Raw genomic sequence first — 15,475 nt, forward strand, 5'->3', positions numbered from 1 at the left:
GCCCAGCTGGTAGCGGGTGTGCAGCATCACCGCCAGGGTCGACCAGAACGCACTGAAGCCCACCGCCAGGAGCCCCTGCGCGAGCATCGCGCGGCGCAGCTGCGGTTGCCCGCGCCACAGGTGCACCAGTGAACGCAGCAGCGCCGGGTACCCCAGCGAGGTGGTCGGGGCCAGGTGCGGGAGTTCGCGCGCCAGGGCCAGCGCCATCACCACCACCGATGCCGCCGCGAACCCGAACATCGCCCGCCAGCCCAGCGCCTGCGCCACCAGCCCACTGGCCACCCGCGAGAGCAGGATGCCCAGCAGCAGGCCGGTCATGACCTTGCCGACTACCGCGCCACGCTGGTGTTCGGGGGCGAGCATCGCCGCGGTCGGGACCACGTCCTGCGCGACCGTGGCCATCAACCCGACCAGCAGGCTGGCCAGCAGCAGCGACGGCAGGCCGCCGGACACGGCCGCGCCCACCAGCGCCGCGGCCAGCAGCAGGGACTTGAACAGGATGAGCCGCCGCCGGTCGACCCGGTCGCCCAGCGGCGCCAGCAGCAGGATGCCCAGCGCGTAGCCCAGCTGGGTCAAGGTCGGCACCATGCCGGTTGCCTGCGCATCGCTGCCCAGGCCAGCCGCGATCACCCCCAGCATCGGCTGGCTGTAATAGATCGACGCGACCGAAAAGCCGGCGCCAGCCGCCAACGCCACGATCAACCGCGACGGGACGCCGGTTCGTTCGGGCGCCAGGGCCCCTATATGCACGCTGGACATGATCCACTCCACGAAACAGTAAGTGGTGCAAGGATCGCGCTTGGAACAGCAGGCGTGTAGTAGGCTTGAGTACATATTCATCATACGAAGGTTGCATGGCCATCGCCTCCCCGGTCGTCGGCGCGGACCGGATCGACCTGCTGCATACCTTCGTCCGCATCGTGGAAAGCGGCAGCCTGTCGGCCGCGGCCGCGCAGCTGGGCACCACGCAGCCCACGGTCAGCCGCCGCCTGCAGGCGCTGGAACGGTTGTTCGGCCTGCACCTGATCCAGCGCTCCACCCACCGCATGACCCTCACCGCGGACGGCGAGCGCTGCTACGCGCACGCGCGGGCGCTGGTCGACGAGTGGGACGCGATCCAGGCCGACCTGCGCGGTGAACGCGAAGTGCCGCGTGGCCGACTGCGCGTGGTGGTGCCGCATGCGTTCGGCCAGGCCCAGCTGCTGGAACCGATGCTGCAGTTCCTGGCGCGCTACCCGCAGGTGACGCTGGAATGGATGCTGGAGGACAGCCCGGTGGATTTCATCGCCGATGGCGTCGACTGCGCGATCCGGGTTGGCGGCGTGGACCAGCCACAGCTGGTGGCGGTGCCACTGGCGGAGGTGCCGCGCATCGTCATCGCCGCCCCCGCGCTGGTGGGCGCGGCGGATCCGCACGACCCCGCGCTGCTGCCACGGCTGCCGTGGATCGCTCTGACCACGTTCTACCGCGAACGTTTCAGCCTGTTGCCGGCCACCGGCGGTCCGGCACTGCGGGTGGACATCCAGCCGCGCCTGCTCACCGACAACCTGTTCGTGGTGCGGCGTGCCGCGCTCTCCGGCCTCGGCGCCGCGGTGGTGTCGTCATGGCTGGTGACCGATGACCTGCGCGAGGGACGCCTGCTGCAGCTGGTGCCCGGCTGGGAAGCGCCACCGCTGCCGGTGCACCTGGTGTTCCCGTCCGCACGCCAGATCCCGTCGCGGCTGCGCGCCTTCATCGACACGATGAAGGCCAGCCTGCCGCACACGCATGGCATGCGATCGCTGGGCTGACCGGGCCAGGCGCAACGGCGCGCCTTGAACTCCACCGATCCTGTAGCCTCCGTTCCAGCTGCCCGCCTTCGGAGTCCGCCCCGTGCCTTCGTCCACGCCCGCCGTCGCTGTCGCCACCCTGCTCTGCTTCGCCATCGCCTCCACGCTGCATCCTGCGCCGGCCGCTGCCCAGGCACCGCCGCGCGCCGCCGCCACCCCGAAGGCGCAGGCGCAGACCTTCAACGCCCTGCTCGATGCGCAGACCCTGGCCGCGATCAACGCCGACCCCGAGCTGCGCACCCTGCTCGGGATCGGCGGTCCCGGTGCCGAAGAAAGCGCCAGCCGCCTCACCGATGTGTCGCTGGCCCAGCGCGAGGTCAACCGCCGCCTGCTGGCCGACAACCTGGCCGCGATCAAGGCCTGGAACGGTGCACCGCTGGACCCGCAGCAACGGCTCAGCGATGGGCTGGCGCGCTGGTTCTACCAGGCCCAGATCGACCTGATGGCGGTGCCGTGGTCGGCCGCGTGGCTGCCGGTCGGCGGCAGCACCTATGCGGTGGACCAGCTGTTCAGCCTGCCGGTGAACCTGCCGCAGTTCTTCGACAACCAGGTGCCGGTGACCGACGTGGCCAGCGCGCGCCGCTACATCGCGCGCCTGCAGGCCATGGGCGGCAAGCTCGACCAGGTCCGCGCCAACCTGGACATGCAGGCCGCGCAGGGCGTGGTGCCACCCGAGGTGGCGCTGGCCGGCGCGGAAACCCAGTTCCGGACCCTGTTGGCCCCTGCTCCCGACGCCAGCCTGTGGGTCGCCGCGTTGCAGCGCAGGCTCGACAAACTGCCCGACCTGCCAGCCACCGACCGCACCGCGCTGGTCGAACAGGCCACCACTGCCGTCCGCGTCGCGGTCAATTCCGGTTACCAGCGCCTGCTGGACCGCGTAGTGGCGCTGCGGGCGACGCATCCCGGCAACAAGGGCATGTGGGCGCTGCCGCACGGCGATGCCTACTACGATGCCGCGCTGCGCTGGTACACCAGTACCGACCTGGGCGCCGATGCCATTCACCAGATCGGCCTGGGTGAAGTGGCGCGCCTGGAGAAGAGCATGGACGCACGGCTGCGTGAGCTCGGCCTGCGCGAGGGCACGGTGGCCGCACGCATCCGGACCCTTCGCGAGGATCCGCGCTACCGCTACGCCGACAGCGACGCCGGCCGCCAGCAGCTGATCGGCGACATCGAGCAGCGCCTGCGCGCGCTCGACCCGCTGCTGCCGACCTACTTCGGCCACCTGCCGCCGCAGAAACTGGTGGTGCAGCCGGTGCCGGCGCACATGCAGGCGACCTCGCCGGGCGGTTATTACTATCCGCCGGCGCTGGACGGGTCGCGCCCCGGCACGTTCTACATCAACCTGGGCGACATGGCCTCCAACACCCGCTGGAGCCTCCCCACCCTCACCTACCACGAGGGCTCGCCCGGCCACCATTTCCAGATCTCGATCGGGCAGACCCTGACCGACCTGCCGCTGCTGCGGCGCAGCCTCAACCCCAGCGCCTTCTCCGAAGGCTGGGCGCTGTATGCCGAACAGCTGATGGCCGAAGCCGGCGTATACAAGGACGATCCGGCCGGCGACATCGGCCGCCTGCAGGCCGAGATGTTCCGCTCGGTGCGGCTGGTGGTGGACACCGGCCTGCACCGCAAGCGCTGGACGCCGGAACAGGCCATCGCCTACATGGAGGAAAAAACCGGCATGCAGGCCTCGGACGTGCGGATCGAGGTCAACCGCTACCTGGTCCAACCCGGCCAGGCGTCGTCATACAAGATGGGCCAGCTGCGCCTGCTCGCCCTGCGCGAAAAGGCCCGCACGCAGCTTGGCGAACGCTTCGACATCCGCGCCTTCCACGATCTGGTCCTGGGCAACGGGGCCATGCCGATGACCGTGGTCGAGCAGGCGGTGGATGCCTGGATCGCCGCGGGTGGCAGCCCGCCGCCGCGCGCGCCCTGACCGGTAGAAATACCTAGGGCGGCTCGGTGAAACTCCGGTTGTCGGCGCGAAACCGCGTGCGCACAGTGGGACATGGCCTGCGCCGCAGGCCGTCACCCGCCGGAGAGCACCATGCGCCTTTCCCGTTCCTGCCTGCTGTTGGCGTTGTTGCTGGCGCCGCCCTGGGTCGTGTCCACCGCCACTGCCGCGCCACCCACCGCCAGCGACACCGTCGGCGCGGCCACCCGCGACCCGGATGCGATCGCCGCGCTCGAGCGCATGGGCAAGGCCCTGCGCGCGCTGCCGCAGTTCGCCCTGTCGGCCACTACCCGCACCGACTACGTGCTGGAGGACGGGCAGAAAGTGGCCCTGGCCGGTACGGTGGACTACAAGGTGATCGGGCCGGACCGCTTCTTCGTGGAAGTCCGCAGTGAGCACCAGCACCGCCAGCTGTTCTATGACGGGCATACGCTGACCATCGCCTCGCCCGAACAGAAGTACTACGCGCGGGTGGAGAACCTGGACCGCAGCATCCAGGCCCTGCTCAACGATTCGGCGACCCAGCTGGGCATCGAATTCCCGCTGGCCGACCTGTTCCTGTGGGGTACCCCGGGGTTCCCGACCGAGCGCATCGACTCGGCGCTGTTCGTCGGCACCGACCGCATCGACAACCAGCCCACCCGCCACTACGCGTTCCGCCAGCCCGGCGTGGACTGGCAGGTGTGGATCTCCGACACCACCCGGCTGCCGCTGCAACTGCTCATCACCAGCCACGCCGACCCGGCACTGCCCAGCTACCTGGCGACGTTGGACTGGAACACACGCAGCGCGGTGGCCGCCAACGACCTGGTGTTCCGCCCCGACGGCGCCACCCGCATCGTGTTCGTGCCGGTGGCCGTGGCTGCCGATGACACCGCTACTGGAGGCCGCTGAAATGACCCTCCCCAGCACGATGCGCACCGCGCTGCTGACCGCCCTGCTGTGTGGCGGCACTACCGCTATGTTGCTCCCGGCCACGGCCGAGGCCCGGCCCGGCCTGCGTGGCTTCGCCCACCCCTCGATTGCCGGTCACGGCGGTTTCGGTGGCGGTGGTGGCTTCCACGGCGGCGGCGGCTTCACCCCGCATCCCGGTCCTGGGCCCGGCCCGGGTCCACATCCCGGTCCTGGGCCTGGACCGCATCCCGGCCCTGGACCTGGTCCTGGTCCTGGTCCTGGTCCTGGTCCTGGTCCTGGTCCGCATCCTGGCCCTGGCCCCGGTCCTCATCCCGGACCCGGTCCCGGTCCGGGACCCCATCCGTATCCCCCGCCGCCGCCCCCGCCGCCGCCCTACTGGGACCATCCGTTCTGGGATGCGGCCGCTTTCACCGCCGGGGCCGCGCTCACCGCTGCGGCGATCGGCTCGGTGGTGTACAGCCTGCCGGTGGACTGCAGCACCGTGGTGATCGACGGCATCGGCTACCAGCAGTGCAGCAATGGCTGGTACCAGCCGCGCTATGTCGGCACCACCGTGCAGTACGTGGTCGTGGACGCGCCGCGATGAGCGGCGCGCGACGGGCATGATCACCCATCCCTGGTTCTGGATCCTGTGCCTGTTCCTGGTGCCGCTGCTGGCCGCGCTGGTGGTCAGCCTGTTCGTGCGCAAGCGCGGCATCAGCGCCAACGCGGTGCTGGCATGGTTCGTCCTCGTCTGCTGGGTCGGCGCGCTGGCGGTGATCCTGGCGCAGGTGCTGTAACCCGTCGTGGCGCCGGCCAGCCGCCGGCGTCACAAGGCCTGGCCGAGCTCGATGAAGACCACGCGGTGGCCGCCTTCGCGCATGCCCAGGCCGAAGATCAACGGACCGATCCAGGAATCGAAGCCGAGGAACAGGCTGCCGTTCCAGATGCCGTCGCTCAGCGACATGTCCGCGCGACGCTGCCAGGCATTGCCGTATTCCACGGTGCCGCCCACCTGTGCCGAACGGCCCAGCACCTTGCCCAGTTCATAGGTGTAGCCGGCAAACCCCAGCGCATAGTCCTGCCCGGTCAGCTGGTTGTGCTGGAAACCGGCCAGCCGCCAGCGTCCGCCCAGGCGGTAAAGGCTCTGCACCGGCGCGGTGCCCGACGCGGTGACGTGGTAGCGCAGTCCAAGCTGTACCGCGCTGCTGCCGAACGGGAACGCCCCCACCGCGTCCAGGTCGATCTGGCCGAAGCGGGTATCGGCCCCCAGGCTCTCTCGCGACTGGTAGGTCCCCAGCTGGACCAGGAAGCCGTCGCGGGGGAAGTACACGCTGTCGATGTTGTCGTAGGCGGCGCTGGCGGTCAGCGCGCCTTCGTCGAAATCGGTGCGCGGGACCCGCGGCGAGCCGATGTCCATGCTGGCCCTGCCAGCGAACCGCTCCACGCCGACGCGCAGCGAGAGCACGTTGGACACGTTGCGGACCATCGCCATGCTCGCCCCGGAACGCTGCACACGGTAGCGCGAGGTCTTGTTGCCGTCCGCGTCGAACACGTTGAAGCTGCGTGTCTCGTAGCCGCCCGCGGCGGCGAAGGCATACCGGTTGCCGACATCGAAGGGATGGTAGTAACTGCCCTGCAGGGCCGGCTCGCTGCCTATCTGCAGGGTCACCCGCGCCTCGGCGCCGTACGGCGACAGCGGCGCGAACAGCAGGCCGGCGCGCAGATTGCTTTCATGGTTGCCGTCCAGGTCGTTGCTGAGCCTGACACCGGCCTCCAGGTAGGCCGGACCATTCGGTTTCTCGTACGCGGTGATCACCACGCCGACCTGGTCGCCGCGACGGATTTCCTCGTAACTGATGCTGGCCAGGGTATCCATCCCGTAGGCGCGCAGCACGCCGTCCTGCATCGCCCGGCTGTCCAGCGGCCTGCCGATCTCCACCGGCAGGTAGGACAGCAGCAGCTGGTCGGCGTAGCCGGTGTGGTTGCGTACTTCCACGAACGCGATCGGCGCCGGCGCGGCATCGGCGGCACGCTCCCCACGGGTCGCGTACCAGCGCTGCCAGGCCGGTTCCGGCTGCGCGAACGCACGCAGTGCCGGCGCGGCGCGGTCGGCGGCCTGCTGCCCGATCTCCAGCGCTTCGGGGGCCTTGTCGAACTCGCCGGTGGCCACCTTGCCGGTCAGCTCGGGCGCGATCAGCAGGTCCTGCGCACCCAGCGTGTCCAGCTGGCGCTGTGCATTGCGGGTGGTCAGGAAACCACTGAGCTGGCTGATCACGTCGACCAGGCTGGCGTCGCGATCCAGCTCGCTCAGCGGCGTGCCCACGTCCACCGCGATCACCCGCTCCGCGCCCATCGCACGCACCACGTCGATCGGCACCTGGTTGGAGACGCCGCCATCGAGCAGGACCCGGCCGTCGATCGCCACCGGGCGGAAGATGCCCGGCAACGACATGCTGGCGCGCATCGCCATCGGCAGGCTGCCATGGTCCAGCACCACCGCCTGGCCCGTGTTGAGGTCGGTGGCGACGGCGCGGAACGGAATGGAGAGGTCATCGAAATCGCCGCTGACCCGGCTGCCGCCGGTGGCGGTCTCGAACAACGCGATCAGCCGCTCGCCCTGCGACACGCCCCCGGACAACTGGACGCGCTTGCCCTGCCCGCCCAGTCCGATGCCGATCGGCGCCAGCTGTTCGTAGTCGTCGGCCTTGCGCTGCAGCGAGCGCTCGCGGCGCGGCAGCGTATCGCTGAACATCGCCATCCATTGCGTGTCCAGCACCACCTGCTCGATCTGCGCCGGGCTCTTGCCGGACGCATACAGCGCGCCCACCAGGGCGCCCGCGCTGGTGCCGGCAATGCAGTCCACCGGGATGCGGAGCGCTTCCAGCTTGCGCAGGATGCGCACATGGGCGATGCCGCGTGCACCCCCGCCACCCAGTGCCAGCCCGATCCGCGGGCGGGTGTCGCCCGGTTCGCGGTGGCCGCAGCTGCCGCCGGTGGGCATGTTCACGGCAGGCGCCTGCTGGCTCCAGGCCGGCGCTGCCGCGCCTAGAAGGGCCAGCAGCAGCGTGGAAGCGGCGGGAGCTGCGCGGCTCGTCACGGCGGCACCTCATCGGGACGGGTCGGGAATGGAGAAAGTGCGCGACGCCGTGCCAGTGGGAGGGATGGGCCCTGGCACGACGCCACGCGGTGAAACCGATGCCGCGCTGGCTCAACGCGCCGGCGCGGAACCCGGCGGGAAGTTGGCGAACAGCTTGTCCAGCCCGGCTTCCACCGCCGCGTTGACGCGTTCCGGCGAGGTCGGCACCGTGCCACCGGCCGTGCCCCGCCAGACCGCCTGCTTGCTGCGCGCATCGAACATGTCCACCACCAGCGTGCCGACGTCATAGGTGCGCACCGTGGTGGTGGCCGAGCCCATGCCCATGCCACCGCCCCAGCCGCCACCGCGCCAGCCCCAGCCCCAGCCGCCCATGTTGCTGCCGGTGTAGAAGGTGTCCAGGGTCTGGCGCTGGCTGGTCACGATATGCGCGGCGATCGCCACGTCGCCGTTGGCGGCCTGGGTCCAGCCGCGCGCGGCCAGGCGGGCGTCGATGCCGTCGACGATCCGCTGCTGCACCAGCGGCGAACCGCCCTGCGGCTTCATCGCCCAGCTGTAGGTCTTGAACGAGGCGAAGTTCGCGCCGGGATCGAAATCGGTATGGACGGTGGGCGTGGAGGCGCAGGCCACCAGCAGGGTGGCGAGGACCGCAATCGCGAAGGCTTTCATGGCACGGGCTCCAGGTTCGAATGGGAACGTCACGTTGCACACAGCGTACTGCGCACGCACTGCCGGGTAATCCGCATAACTACGCAGGCCGGGCAGGCAAAACTACCGGTCCGCCGCCGCTCAGCGCGGCGCGTTGATCACCACGTACTGCACGGTGGTACCGCTGTAGCGCGGCTCGTACCAGGTGTTGCCGCACTGCTGGTAGGCCATGCCGTTGATCACCGTGGTCACGCAGCTGGGCGGGATCGAAGTGACGATGGACCCGATCACCGCCGAGGTCACGGCCACCCCGGCGGTCACCGCCGCGGCCGTGGCGAACGGATGGTCGTCCCAGCTGTTCCAGTGGTCGTCGTGGTGGTCGTGGTAGTCCACGTCGACGTTCACGTTGCGATTGACATTGCGGTTGACGTTGCGGTCGACATTGCGATTGATGTTGCGGTCGGCGTTGCGGTTGATGTCACCGCCACGCGCGTGGTTTCCGCCGCCCCGGTTGACCGCGCCGCCCTGCGGTCGCTGCACCGGGCGATTGATGTTGGCGTGGGCACCGGCGCGTGCCGCGCCGCCCCCACCGCGATGCCCATGCTGTGCATGGGCCAGCGTATTGCCCAGCGCCAGCACCACCAGCAGGCTGCCCGCGCAGGCGCGCAGGAGGGTTCGATGATCTGCTGCCAGCATGCGCATGTCAGTTCTCCGGGTCTGCGTCGGGTACCACGGCGGCAACCTCCACCGGCACCAGCTTGATCCGGGCGACATCCGCCGCCGGAGTGAACTGGAAGGCCGAGGCCGGTACCGGCGCCCTGGTGTCCCAGCGCAGGCGCGCGCGGTATTGCGGCTGTGCGGGGTCGTCCAGCGAATTGATCACCAGCTTCTTCGGCAGCGAGGTCGCGCTGGAGATCCAGACCTGCCAGTCCACCCCGTCCTGCTTGAAGGCGTACTGTTCGATCGACTCCCCGTCGAGGGTGCCGCCGCCCACGTGCAGCGCGCCGCGGATGGCGGTCTTGGGTGCCTTGTCGGTCCCCCACAGGAACATGTCCGCCAGCGGCATCTCGATCCCGTAGCGGTTGGCGGCCGCTTCCACCAGTTCGCCGAGGGTGGCGCCCACGTCCTCCACCTGTGCGTAGTACTTCAATCGCGGCGAGTACAGCGTCAGGCGGTCGCCGTCGTAGATCAGCTGGCGCAACTGGCGGTCGCTGCGCAGTTCCAGGAACAGCTGGTCCGGGCGTTTGACCTTGTAGGTCACCACGCCGTCCAGCTCGATCTTCTGCCCATCCTCCAGCACCACCTCGGTACTGGCGTCGGACACCAGCGAGAAATGGTCCAGCGCTCGCAGCGCGGCGCCCATGCGGTCCAGCGCGGCCAGCGCCTGCGGATCGCGCTCCTGCCCGGTTGCGGTCGCCGCGGCCGCCGGCGCCGGTGGCGCGGCGGACACCGGAAATGCGGTGGCGCCCACCCCGGCCAGCAGCAGGCAGGCAGTGTAGCCAAGTGTCGTTGCAGGGGTTGGCATGGACCAGTCTCCAGGAATGCGAAAGGCCAGAAGCCAGTTCAGAAACCGGCGCTCAGGGTGACGCTCCAGGGATCGCCCTCGAAGCGGTTGCGTACGCTGAATTCACTCAGGTAGCGGAAGGACACGTCCAGGTGCTCGCCGCCGGACCACTTCTTTCCGTAGGTGAGGACCGGCCCCAGGCCGAACGAACGGCCCTTGAAGCCATCCAGTCGGTCGGCGATATCGCCATCGTCGTCCTGCACCTGCTGCAGCCAGCCGCCGGCTGCGCCGAACCCCCACCCGCTCGGCGTGCGCTTGACCAGCAGCGCGTCGGCGCGCAGCACCAGGCCGTTTTTGTAATCGGTGTCGTCATTGCGGCTGTACCAGTCCATGCCGCCGAGCACGCTGAATTCCAGCGTGCCCTTCTGGAACAGGTGGGTGTAGCCCACCGCCGGCGATACCGTCCACACATTGAGGCCCGGGTTGGCCAGCTTGCCCGGGGTGTACCGGGCGGTCGGCGCATACACATACAGCCCGAAGGACACATGCTGGACCTGGTCGATGTGGTACCCGGCGATGACCGGGGCGAAGTACACGTCGAACAGGTTGGAGGTGCTGTCCTGGGTGCGCACCTGGTTGCCCAGCGGGCCCTGCAGGCCGGCGGTGATGTCCGCGTCGATGTACGGCACGGTCAGCATCGACGCGAAGTTCCATTTACCCGGGCCGGTCGGCCACACGTAGACGCCGGTGGCGGCGGTCAGGCTGACGTCCGCTTCCAGCCCCAGCGACACCTGGCCCGCGATGGGGGCTGCACGGCTGCCGCTGATTTTCCCGTCGTAGTGCACGTAGCTGAGCGACCACTGCATGCCCGGCTCGGGGGGAATCACCCCGACATAGGAGGTGATCTGCATTCCGGTAATCGAACGGCCGAGGCCGCCCTCCACGGCATGCGCCGGCAGCGCCGCCACCAGTGCCAGTGTCCCGAGCAGCACCGCGCAGGCCACGCAGTTGCGGCGGTAGTGGGCGTGCGTCGTGATGGGCATGGCAATCACCTCGTTGCAGCAGGAAAAGGAAGCTCAACGTTCCACGCAGCGGAACCCCACGTGGCAGGTCGAGGTATCGATCGGTTGCGCCATGCGTGCCGCCGGGCGGTAACGCCGGCAGTAGTTCGGCGCGCACAGGTGCGAGCCGCCCTTCATGACCCGTCGCGGGATCGCGCTGCGGTCGTGCCGGTCATGGCTGCGCTCGCGCACCCCGCCACGCGGGTTGTCGATCGCACAGCAGGGCTTGCCCTGCAGCTGGTCGTGCTGCTGGTACCAGTCGCTGGTCCACTCCCATACGTTGCCGATCATGTCGTACAGGCCATGGCCGTTGGGCGGGAAACTGCCCACCGGGGAGGTCCAGCGGAACCCGTCCTCGTCCAGGCTCTGCCACGGGAAGTCGCCCTGCCAGGTATTGGCCTGGTGGCGGCCGCGCACGGTCAGGCTGTCGCCCCACGCGAATTCGGTCTCCTGCGTGCCGCCGCGGGCGGCGAACTCCCACTCGGCCTCGGTCGGGAGGTCCTTGCCGATCCACTGCGCGTACGCCAACGCGTCGGCGAAGTTGACGTGGACCACCGGGTGGTCGTCCATGCCCTGCAGATGGGTGAAGGGTCCGCGCGGGTGGCGCCAGTCGGCACCGGCCACGTACTGCCACCAGTTGTGGGTGTTGGACATGTCGACCGGGCGCGACGGTTGCACGAACACCACCGACGAAGGCACCAGCAGCGCCGGGTCGGCGCCCGGGTAGTCGCGCGGATCGGCCGGGCGTTCGGCGGCGGTCACGTAGCCGGTGTCGCGCACGAAGCGGGAGAATTCACGGTTGGTGACCGGGTAGCGGTCGATCCGGAACGGCCCCACCCGCACCTTGTGCGCCGGGCGCTCCTCCGGATAGTGGTCATTCGACCCCATCAGGAAGAGCCCGCCTTCGAGGTCGATCATGGTGTCGGCAATCACGCTCATGCACAGGTCCTCAGCCAAATGGGGCGACATTGAAGGTCATGCTGACGATCGCCAGCACGCCCAGCCCCCACAGCAGGCCGGCGGTGATCAGGGTCAGCGACACCGGATAGTGGCTCTGTCCGTGGATCAGTCCCTGCTCGGTCATCAGCGCGCGTTCGGCACGCAGTTCCTTCATGTAGCGCAGGTGGTAGACGATGCCCAGGGTGAGCAGCACCAGGCCCAGCGCCACCAGGGCCACGCCGAAGTTGCGCGGGGCATGCGGACGCAGCCCGCCCTGTGCCGTTTCCACCATGTGGCCGAAGAACTGGTAGATGGTGAAGCCGAACCCGATCAGGGACAACGCCGTGCGGATGATGGACATCAACGTGCGGTCCGCACTCATGCGGGTGCGCTGGAAGGACATGCCGGTGCGGCGCGATGACAGCTCGATCGATGCCTCGTCGGCGCCCCCCAGCAGCTCCCTGGCGTGGGCGATGCCGCGTGCGCGGTTGCGAAGCAGTTCGTCGTTGGAAGCGGAATCGTTCATCGGTCTACTTGCGCTCCGGCGGGGTGGGATGGCGCTTGAACCAGCGGCTGGCGATGCGGTCGATCGGCCCGCGCAGCAACAGGTACGGGATGAATCCCAGCACCACGGCGATCACGAACGCTTCGGCCGGATACCTGAAACCCCCCAGGGTGCGGACCTGGTAGATCACGTCCATCGCCACGCCCAGCAGCAGGATCCGCGCAGTGGCGGTCACGCCTTCGCGCCACGCCGCCCTGCGTGCCACCGGCTCGCTGTGCGCGATCCGCCACGCGTACGGGGTGCGCCCGGACCGGGCGTCGCGGATACCGTCGATCAGCGCGGTGATCAGCGCCATGGTGGGCTGCAGGAAAAAGCGGAAGGTCATCGGACCGTCGGCGCGATGGATCATGTCGGTCCAGAACCGGGTCAGGAAGTCGATCACCAGGAGCAGCATTGCCGGATTCCATGCGACAGGGATCCAGCTTGTACGCGCGTCCGCAGGCGCACAACCCAGATAAGTACTGCATCGCCACCAGTATTTTTACTGCGCCGCCCGCGGGCACAGGCGGCGCTATCCTCGCGGTGGACGCAAACGGGGCACCTGCATGGTCCGGCATGGCTATTCGTTGATGCGCGGTGGCCTGGTGCACCGCCTGCTGGACGCGACCGGCGCCACGCGCTGCAGCCGCCACCTGTCGTGGTGGCTCGCGCTGGCGTTGCTGGCGGTGGCGCTGCTGCCGCTGCTGCTGCTGTGCGCGGGCAGCGGCTGGCTGCTGCCCCGCGCGTCCGGCATGCCCCTGTCCGGCGATTACGCGTCACTGGCACGGCTGCTGTTGGCCCTGCCGCTGCTGGTGGTCGCTGCGCCGCGCGCGGACGCGCTGCTGCACAATGCCTTCCGGCAGCTCTCGCACCCTGCGGTGGTCCCGCAAAGGCGCCTGCCACGACTGGAGGCGTTGCTGGCACGCATGCGTCGCGGTCGCGACGGCTGGTGGCCGGAGGCGATGTGCGTCGTACTGGCGTGGCTGCCCGCGCTGCTCGGCGAGGCGCCGGTGACGCTGCTGCCCGGCATTGCCGACTGGCGCATGCAGGGCAATGCGTTGAGTGCCGCCGGCCACTGGTACGAATGGGTGTCGCTGCCGCTCTACCGGTTGGTACTGCTGTTGTGGTGGTGGCGCTTCCTGCTCTGGATCGGTCTGCTCTGGCGCCTGCCCAGGGTCGGGCTGACGCTCCGCCCGCAGCATCCGGACGGCGCCGGCGGGCTGGGCTTCCTCGGCCGCGCCCAGGAGCGCTTCGCCGTGCTGGCGCTGGTCGGCGGACTGCTGCTGGCCGGTGCATGCCTGAACCAGATGACGTACCTGGGCGCAACGCTGCATGGCCTGCGCCACCTGCTGGGGGGGTACGTGGTCGGCGCCACGTTCGTGCTGGTCGCCCCGCTGTTGCTGCTGGCCCCACCGATGGTGCGGGCCAAACGCCATGCCCTGTTCCGCTTCGACGCCCTCGCCTCGCGCATGGCCGCCACCTTCGATGCGCGCTGGCATCCGCTGCGCGCGCCGACGCGCCCGGCCGATTCACTGCTCGACCACGGCGACCCGTCCGCGCTGGCCGACTTCAACGCCGTCTACCAGGGCGTGGCAAGGATGGCGATCGTGCCCGTCGACCGCTGGGTCCTGCTCTGGATCGCCCTGCATGCGGCGCTGCCATTGTGCCCCTTGGTGCTGCTGGCGATGTCGGTGGACGAACTGATCGCCAAGCTGTTCGGCATCCTGCTCTAGCGGGCGTGCTGCTGCGTGCCTGACGACAGCAGCGCCGAAGACAGCGAACGCGACACGAACGGCTCGCCCCGCGACGCGGCCAGGACCGCAGGCGCCAGGTCGTCTCCCGCGTCGGACTTGAGCACGTAGCTGCAGGCGCCGAGCGCCATCGCCTGGGCCACCATCTGCGGCTCGGCATGCACGGTGATAAACACCACCCCGAGCACCGGCCGCTCCCGGCGCAGGCGCCTTGCCGCTTCCAGGCCGTTGACCTCCGGCATGGCGATGTCGGTCACCACCACATCAGGCAGCATGCTCTGCGCCGCCTTGACCAGCGAGGCGCCGTCCTGCACCAGGCCGATCACCTGGAACTGCTCGGCCAGCAGCCCGCGCAGCTGGCGTCCCATGGCGGAACCGTCTTCGGCCAGCAGCACGCGCACAGCATTCATGGTTTCCGCCAGGTCAAGGCACACAGCGATGGTGTGCCGCAGGCATGGCGGAAACAAGGGAAAAACAACGGGCGGCGGGCAAGTAAATCTACTTGCCCGCGCGCGTGGACGGGGACCGGCTCAGTGGCGGATCAATCCCTCGTGCTCGGCCTTGCGGACAAGTTCCAGGGTGCCATGCACGCCCAGCTCCTGCATGATCGCGTACTTGTGCGATTCGATGGTCCGGACCGACACGCCCAGTTCGTAGGCGATCTGCTTGGAGCGCAGGCCCCTCGCAACATATTCCAGGATGCGCAGCTGCTTGTCGGTCAGCACGTACTGCTGGCGACCGGCGCTGGTGATGGCATCCATCGCCAGGGTCGGGGTCACGTAGGTATGCCCGCCCATCACGCCGGCCAGCGCCCGCACCAGTTCCTCGCCGGCGGCGCTCTTGAGCACGTAGCCACGCGCGCCGGCCCGGATCGCTTCGGCGGCGACGCTGGATTCATCGTGCATGGTGAGGAACACCACCGGCATCTCGTAGCCTTCCTCGCGCATCCGGCGCAGTGCCTGGATGCCGGTCAGGCCGGGCATGCTGATATCGGCTACCACCACGTCCGGCGGATCGCGGCGGACCGCTTCCACCAGTTCCTCCCCGGAAGACACCAGCTCGATCGAATCGAACCGGTCTTCCAGGAGATGTTCTATGCCCTGCGCGACCACGCGGTGGTCGTCTGCCAGCACCACCCGGCGATATCGGCACTCCGCCGTTGAATACGAAACCTGCATGAGCTCGTCTCCCTTTGGCTGTCAATCGTCCCCTGATTGAGGTTGCCCGGGGCGGCTCTGCGGCCACTTCCGT

17 protein-coding genes are annotated in these 15,475 nt (G+C 69.3%); 6 read left to right on the forward strand and 11 right to left on the reverse strand.

Annotated elements, in window-relative coordinates; translation table 11 throughout:
* On the reverse strand, nt 1–759 hold a 759-nt coding region (locus RWO33_RS08460), incomplete at its 3' end, for an MFS transporter (RefSeq protein WP_314104217.1).
* Nucleotides 760–854: 95 nt separating this feature from the next.
* Between RWO33_RS08460 and RWO33_RS08465 the strand changes: the two genes are divergently transcribed.
* The 5 genes from RWO33_RS08465 to RWO33_RS08485 all read left to right on the forward strand — a co-directional run bounded on the left by RWO33_RS08465 (nt 855) and on the right by RWO33_RS08485 (nt 5,480).
* Nucleotides 855–1,790 (forward strand): LysR family transcriptional regulator, encoded by a 936-nt coding sequence (locus RWO33_RS08465; protein ID WP_314104218.1) that lies wholly within the window; start codon nt 855–857, stop codon nt 1,788–1,790.
* Between the two features lie 82 nt (nt 1,791–1,872).
* The gene (locus RWO33_RS08470; protein ID WP_314104221.1) at nt 1,873–3,768 is read left to right on the forward strand and encodes a DUF885 domain-containing protein; all 1,896 of its coding nucleotides are present in this window, start codon (nt 1,873–1,875) and stop codon (nt 3,766–3,768) included.
* Nucleotides 3,769–3,879: 111 nt separating this feature from the next.
* Complete coding sequence (locus RWO33_RS08475) at nt 3,880–4,680, forward strand: DUF2092 domain-containing protein (RefSeq protein WP_314104223.1); 801 nt, start codon at nt 3,880–3,882, stop codon at nt 4,678–4,680.
* Between the two features lie 472 nt (nt 4,681–5,152).
* Entirely contained in the window at nt 5,153–5,287 is a 135-nt protein-coding gene (locus RWO33_RS08480) for a hypothetical protein (RefSeq protein ID WP_314104225.1), read from the forward strand.
* 16 nt (nt 5,288–5,303) lie between these two features.
* Nucleotides 5,304–5,480 (forward strand): protein BatD, encoded by a 177-nt coding sequence (locus RWO33_RS08485; protein ID WP_145477453.1) that lies wholly within the window; start codon nt 5,304–5,306, stop codon nt 5,478–5,480.
* Between the two features lie 29 nt (nt 5,481–5,509).
* Here the strand turns inward: RWO33_RS08485 and RWO33_RS08490 are convergent, their stop codons facing one another.
* The 8 genes from RWO33_RS08490 to RWO33_RS08525 all read right to left on the reverse strand — a co-directional run bounded on the left by RWO33_RS08490 (nt 5,510) and on the right by RWO33_RS08525 (nt 12,888).
* Nucleotides 5,510–7,780, reverse strand: coding sequence for a patatin-like phospholipase family protein (locus RWO33_RS08490; RefSeq protein ID WP_314104228.1), 2,271 nt, complete (start codon nt 7,778–7,780; stop codon nt 5,510–5,512).
* Nucleotides 7,781–7,891: 111 nt separating this feature from the next.
* Nucleotides 7,892–8,446, reverse strand: a complete 555-nt coding sequence (locus RWO33_RS08495) for a DUF4136 domain-containing protein (protein WP_314104230.1) — start codon at nt 8,444–8,446, stop codon at nt 7,892–7,894.
* Nucleotides 8,447–8,566: 120 nt separating this feature from the next.
* A complete protein-coding gene (locus RWO33_RS08500) occupies nt 8,567–9,127 on the reverse strand; it encodes a hypothetical protein (RefSeq protein ID WP_314104232.1) in 561 nt (186 codons plus the stop codon).
* Between the two features lies 1 nt (nt 9,128).
* On the reverse strand, nt 9,129–9,950 hold the full coding sequence (locus tag RWO33_RS08505) for a DUF2092 domain-containing protein (RefSeq protein WP_314104234.1): 822 nt from the start codon (nt 9,948–9,950) through the stop codon (nt 9,129–9,131).
* Between the two features lie 38 nt (nt 9,951–9,988).
* Entirely contained in the window at nt 9,989–10,972 is a 984-nt protein-coding gene (locus RWO33_RS08510) for a transporter (protein WP_314104235.1), read from the reverse strand.
* Nucleotides 10,973–11,005: 33 nt separating this feature from the next.
* Complete coding sequence (locus tag RWO33_RS08515) at nt 11,006–11,929, reverse strand: formylglycine-generating enzyme family protein (RefSeq protein ID WP_314104237.1); 924 nt, start codon at nt 11,927–11,929, stop codon at nt 11,006–11,008.
* 10 nt (nt 11,930–11,939) lie between these two features.
* Nucleotides 11,940–12,455: a DUF202 domain-containing protein gene (locus RWO33_RS08520; RefSeq protein ID WP_314104239.1), complete on the reverse strand. Its 516-nt coding sequence runs from the start codon at nt 12,453–12,455 to the stop codon at nt 11,940–11,942.
* A 4-nt stretch (nt 12,456–12,459) separates the two neighbouring features.
* Complete coding sequence (locus tag RWO33_RS08525) at nt 12,460–12,888, reverse strand: hypothetical protein (RefSeq protein ID WP_314104242.1); 429 nt, start codon at nt 12,886–12,888, stop codon at nt 12,460–12,462.
* 151 nt (nt 12,889–13,039) lie between these two features.
* On the opposite strand from RWO33_RS08525, the gene RWO33_RS08530 reads away from it, so the two are divergent.
* Nucleotides 13,040–14,206 carry a hypothetical protein gene (locus tag RWO33_RS08530; protein WP_314104245.1) on the forward strand — a complete coding sequence of 389 codons (1,167 nt, stop codon included), beginning with the start codon at nt 13,040–13,042 and terminating at the stop codon, nt 14,204–14,206.
* Here RWO33_RS08530 and RWO33_RS08535 read toward each other — a convergent pair.
* Both RWO33_RS08535 and RWO33_RS08540 read right to left on the reverse strand, forming a co-directional pair.
* Entirely contained in the window at nt 14,203–14,634 is a 432-nt protein-coding gene (locus RWO33_RS08535; RefSeq protein ID WP_314104248.1) for a response regulator, read from the reverse strand. The genes RWO33_RS08530 and RWO33_RS08535 overlap by 4 nt on opposite strands.
* A 120-nt stretch (nt 14,635–14,754) precedes the next feature.
* Nucleotides 14,755–15,402 (reverse strand): response regulator transcription factor, encoded by a 648-nt coding sequence (locus tag RWO33_RS08540; protein WP_145477445.1) that lies wholly within the window; start codon nt 15,400–15,402, stop codon nt 14,755–14,757.
* Nucleotides 15,403–15,475: the final 73 nt, after the last annotated feature.

Origin of the sequence: uncultured Stenotrophomonas sp., assembly GCF_963519925.1 — a bacterium.
GTDB lineage: Bacteria > Pseudomonadota > Gammaproteobacteria > Xanthomonadales > Xanthomonadaceae > Stenotrophomonas > Stenotrophomonas maltophilia_AE.

Excerpts from the sequence above, each read along its gene's own strand:
- RWO33_RS08465 (WP_314104218.1), top strand. The coding sequence starts at position 855 with ATGGCCATCGCCTCCCCGGTCGTCGGCGCGGACCGGATCGACCTGCTG.
- RWO33_RS08475 (WP_314104223.1), top strand. The coding sequence starts at position 3,880 with ATGCGCCTTTCCCGTTCCTGCCTGCTGTTGGCGTTGTTGCTGGCGCCG.
- RWO33_RS08485 (WP_145477453.1), top strand. The coding sequence starts at position 5,304 with ATGATCACCCATCCCTGGTTCTGGATCCTGTGCCTGTTCCTGGTGCCG.
- RWO33_RS08495 (WP_314104230.1), bottom strand. The coding sequence starts at position 8,446 with ATGAAAGCCTTCGCGATTGCGGTCCTCGCCACCCTGCTGGTGGCCTGC.
- RWO33_RS08500 (WP_314104232.1), bottom strand. The coding sequence starts at position 9,127 with ATGCGCATGCTGGCAGCAGATCATCGAACCCTCCTGCGCGCCTGCGCG.
- RWO33_RS08505 (WP_314104234.1), bottom strand. The coding sequence starts at position 9,950 with ATGCCAACCCCTGCAACGACACTTGGCTACACTGCCTGCCTGCTGCTG.
- RWO33_RS08510 (WP_314104235.1), bottom strand. The coding sequence starts at position 10,972 with ATGCCCATCACGACGCACGCCCACTACCGCCGCAACTGCGTGGCCTGC.
- RWO33_RS08515 (WP_314104237.1), bottom strand. The coding sequence starts at position 11,929 with ATGAGCGTGATTGCCGACACCATGATCGACCTCGAAGGCGGGCTCTTC.
- RWO33_RS08520 (WP_314104239.1), bottom strand. The coding sequence starts at position 12,455 with ATGAACGATTCCGCTTCCAACGACGAACTGCTTCGCAACCGCGCACGC.
- RWO33_RS08525 (WP_314104242.1), bottom strand. The coding sequence starts at position 12,888 with ATGCTGCTCCTGGTGATCGACTTCCTGACCCGGTTCTGGACCGACATG.
- RWO33_RS08530 (WP_314104245.1), top strand. The coding sequence starts at position 13,040 with ATGGTCCGGCATGGCTATTCGTTGATGCGCGGTGGCCTGGTGCACCGC.
- RWO33_RS08535 (WP_314104248.1), bottom strand. The coding sequence starts at position 14,634 with ATGAATGCTGTGCGCGTGCTGCTGGCCGAAGACGGTTCCGCCATGGGA.
- RWO33_RS08540 (WP_145477445.1), bottom strand. The coding sequence starts at position 15,402 with ATGCAGGTTTCGTATTCAACGGCGGAGTGCCGATATCGCCGGGTGGTG.